This window comes from Streptomyces ossamyceticus (assembly GCF_001418475.1).
GTDB classification, from domain to species: domain Bacteria; phylum Actinomycetota; class Actinomycetes; order Streptomycetales; family Streptomycetaceae; genus Streptomyces; species Streptomyces ossamyceticus.
In genome coordinates this window covers 1-3,136 of record NZ_LIQX01000472.1, presented here as the reverse complement: position 1 = coordinate 3,136, position 3,136 = coordinate 1, and the positions used below count along the sequence as shown (strand labels likewise).

Below are 3,136 nucleotides of genomic sequence, written 5' to 3'. Positions count from 1 at the left end.
ACCGGTTACGCGATCAACCCGGCGCGTGACCTCGGCCCGCGCATCGTGCACACGTTCCTGCCTATCCCGAACAAGGGCACCTCCGACTGGGGCTACGCCTGGATCCCGGTCGTCGGCCCGCTGGTCGGCGGGGTTCTCGCGGGCCTCGTCTACAACGCGGCCTTCTGACTCACCGCCGGAGCACCCGCATCGACGCAGGAAACGACGGCAAGACGCGCAAGACGCGCAGGACGCGCAGGACGCGCAGGATCCGCAGAGACACAGCACGACGCGGAGACACAGCACGACGTAGAGACGCAAGGCGCGCGGAGACGAGAAGCGCGTAGCGACGCAAGACGTGTATCGACGCAAGACGTAAGGGGATGTCATGCCGGACAACGCCCAGAAGTACGTCGCCGCCATCGACCAGGGCACCACCTCCAGCCGTTGCATCATCTTCGACCGGGGCGGCGCCATCGTCGCCGTGGACCAGCGCGAACACCGCCAGATCTTCCCCAAGCCGGGCTGGGTGGAGCACGACGCCACCGAGATCTGGTCGAAGGTGCAGGCGGTCGTCGCCGGGGCGATCGCCAAGGCGGGTCTGCGCCCGGACCAGATCAGCGCGCTCGGCATCACCAACCAGCGCGAGACGACCGTCCTGTGGGACCGGGCCACGGGCAAACCCGTGCACAACGCGATCGTCTGGCAGGACACGCGGACCTCCGCGCTCTGCAACGAACTCGGCGGCCCCGACGGGCAGGACCGGTTCCGTGAGCAGACCGGTCTGCCGCTGGCCAGCTACTTCTCCGGTCCCAAGGCCACCTGGCTGCTCGACAACGTGCCGGGCCTGCGGACCCGCGCCGAACGAGGCGAGATCGCCTTCGGCACGATCGACTCCTGGCTGATCTGGAACCTCACCGGCGGGACGGACGGCGGACGGCACGTCACCGACGTCACCAACGCCGGGCGCACCATGCTGATGAACCTGGAGACCCTCCAGTGGGACCCCTCGATCCTGTCCGCGATGGACGTGCCGGAGGCGGTCCTCCCGGAGATCAGGTCCTCCGCCGAGGTGTACGGCACCGCCGTGGGCCAACTCGCGGGCGTCCCCGTGGCGTCGGCGCTCGGCGACCAGCAGGCGGCGGTGTTCGGGCAGGCCTGCTACGACGTGGGCACCGCGAAGAACACGTACGGCACCGGCAGTTTCCTGCTGCTCAACACCGGCAACCGGCCCGTGGCGTCGAAGAGCGGACTGCTCACGACCATGGGGTACAAGATCGGTGACGAGGCGCCGGTGTACTGCCTGGAGGGGTCGATCGCGATCACGGGCGCCCTGGTGCAGTGGTTCCGCGACCAGCTGGGCATCATCCGTACCGCCGACGAGATCGAACCGCTGGCGGCGAGCGTCGACGACAACGGCGGGGCGTACATCGTGCCCGCGTTCTCGGGGCTGTTCGCCCCGTACTGGCGCTCCGATGCCCGTGGGGTCGTCACCGGGTTGACGCGGTACGTCACCAAGGCGCATCTGGCGCGGGCGGTGCTGGAGGCGACGAGCTGGCAGACGCGGGAGGTCGTGGACGCCATGTTCCAGGACTCGGGGGTGCGCATCACGACCCTCAAGGTGGACGGCGGCATGACCCGGAACAATCTGCTGATGCAGCACCAGGCGGACGTCCTGGGCGTGCCGGTGATCCGCCCCCGGGTCTCCGAGACGACATGTCTGGGAGCCGCCTACGCGGCCGGGCTCGCGACCGGGGTGTGGAACGACCTGGACGAGCTGAAGTCGCACTGGAGCAAGGACGCCGAGTGGACACCGTCCATGGAGGACTCCGTCCGCGACCGCGAGTACCACAACTGGCGCAAGGCGGTGGAGAAGAGCTTCGGCTGGCACGAGGACGACGCCGACTGAGAGCGCGCCCGGAGGCCACGGCCCGTACCCCGGTCGGCGGGGGTACGGGTCGTGCTCAGGTCGTGACGGTCTGGCGGTGCTCCGCGGTGAACGCCATCGCGTGCCGGACGACGGCGACCAGGACGTCCTTGACGGATTCCCGTCGACGCGCGTCGCACAGCACGACCGGGACGTCGGGGTCGAGGTCGAGGGCCTGGCGGACGGTCTCCGGCGGGTAATGCGCCGCCGTGTCGAAGCAGTTGACGCCGATGACGAAGGGGATGGAGCGCCGCTCGAAGTAGTCGACGGCTGCGAAGCAGTCCTCCAGGCGGCGGGTGTCGGCGAGCACCACGGCACCCAGGGCGCCGGACGCCAGCTCGTCCCACAGGAACCAGAAGCGGTCCTGGCCGGGCGTGCCGAAGAGGTACAGGACGAGGTCCTCGCGCAGGGTGATGCGCCCGAAGTCCATGGCCACGGTGGTGGTGTGCTTGCCCTCCACACCGGTGGTGTCGTCGACCGGGCGGCCCGCCTCGGTCAGCACCTCCTCGGTGCGCAGCGGCTTGATCTCGCTGACCGCGCCGACGAGGGTCGTCTTGCCCACGCCGAAGCCGCCGGCCACGAGGATCTTGAGCGTGACGGGCTCGACCGGAGGTGTGCCGCGCTCAGTGCGCCCGAGGATCATCGGTCTCTTCTCCTGCTGGATGGTTGTCGCGCGACGGCGGACCGCGGCCTGCTCACAGCGCCCGGAGGCCGCTGATCACGTCGCGCAGAATACTCTCGTCCACCAGTTCGGCAGGCGGAACTGGACGATTCACATGGACCAGTTCATCGTCGACGAGGTCGCCGACGAGGACCCGGACCACTCCGACGGGCAGGTCCAGTTCGGCGCCGAGTTCGGCGACGGACTGCGGGGTGTCACGGCACATCTCCACGATGCGGACGTGCTCCGGGGACAGCGAGTGGTCGTCCTCCGGATCGTCGACGTGGGGCTCCGCGACGACCACGGCGATCAGATCGAGGCGGTGCTGCACCGCGTGGCTGGTCCGGCCGCGCGTCATGGCGTACGGACGAACCACCGGTCCGGCCTCGTCGTCGAACCAGTGGCTTCTTCCCTGACCGTCTCGGCTCATGCCATCCCACTACCCGCCCTGGGGCAGATCGGTGCGTGGGGCGGAGCCCAGATGTACGCCGACCCGCTTGACCAGCAGCGTCATCTCGTAGGCGACCTGCCCGATGTCGGCCTCCGCGTCGGCGAGGACGGCGAGGGCG

At 69.4% G+C, this 3,136-nt stretch carries 4 protein-coding genes and 1 pseudogene; 2 read left to right on the top strand and 3 right to left on the bottom strand.

Going from position 1 to position 3,136, the window contains the following annotated elements; translation table 11 throughout:
- Together AOK15_RS29805 and glpK are read left to right on the top strand one after the other, a co-directional pair.
- Positions 1–168, top strand: a 168-nt coding sequence (locus tag AOK15_RS29805; protein ID WP_205632259.1) for an aquaporin, incomplete at its 5' end; no start/stop codon positions are given.
- A gap of 199 nt (positions 169–367) precedes the next feature.
- A complete protein-coding gene (glpK, locus tag AOK15_RS29800; protein WP_055521441.1) occupies positions 368–1,888 on the top strand; it encodes a glycerol kinase GlpK in 1,521 nt (506 codons plus the stop codon).
- A 55-nt stretch (positions 1,889–1,943) separates the two neighbouring features.
- Here glpK and AOK15_RS29795 read toward each other — a convergent pair whose 3' ends face one another.
- The 3 genes and pseudogenes from AOK15_RS29795 to AOK15_RS29785 all read right to left on the bottom strand — a co-directional run.
- Positions 1,944–2,549, bottom strand: a complete 606-nt coding sequence (locus AOK15_RS29795; RefSeq protein WP_055521440.1) for a GTP-binding protein — start codon at positions 2,547–2,549, stop codon at positions 1,944–1,946.
- Positions 2,550–2,601: 52 nt separating this feature from the next.
- Positions 2,602–2,997, bottom strand: a complete 396-nt coding sequence (locus AOK15_RS29790) for a DUF742 domain-containing protein (protein WP_055521439.1) — start codon at positions 2,995–2,997, stop codon at positions 2,602–2,604.
- 9 nt (positions 2,998–3,006) lie between these two features.
- A pseudogene (locus AOK15_RS29785) lies at positions 3,007–3,136 on the bottom strand (roadblock/LC7 domain-containing protein); the annotation flags it as partial.

What these genes read in the sequence shown, in the direction of transcription:
- glpK (WP_055521441.1), top strand. Translation starts at nt 368, where the DNA reads ATGCCGGACAACGCCCAGAAGTACGTCGCCGCCATCGACCAGGGCACC.
- AOK15_RS29790 (WP_055521439.1), bottom strand. Translation starts at nt 2,997, where the DNA reads ATGAGCCGAGACGGTCAGGGAAGAAGCCACTGGTTCGACGACGAGGCC.
- AOK15_RS29795 (WP_055521440.1), bottom strand. Translation starts at nt 2,549, where the DNA reads ATGATCCTCGGGCGCACTGAGCGCGGCACACCTCCGGTCGAGCCCGTC.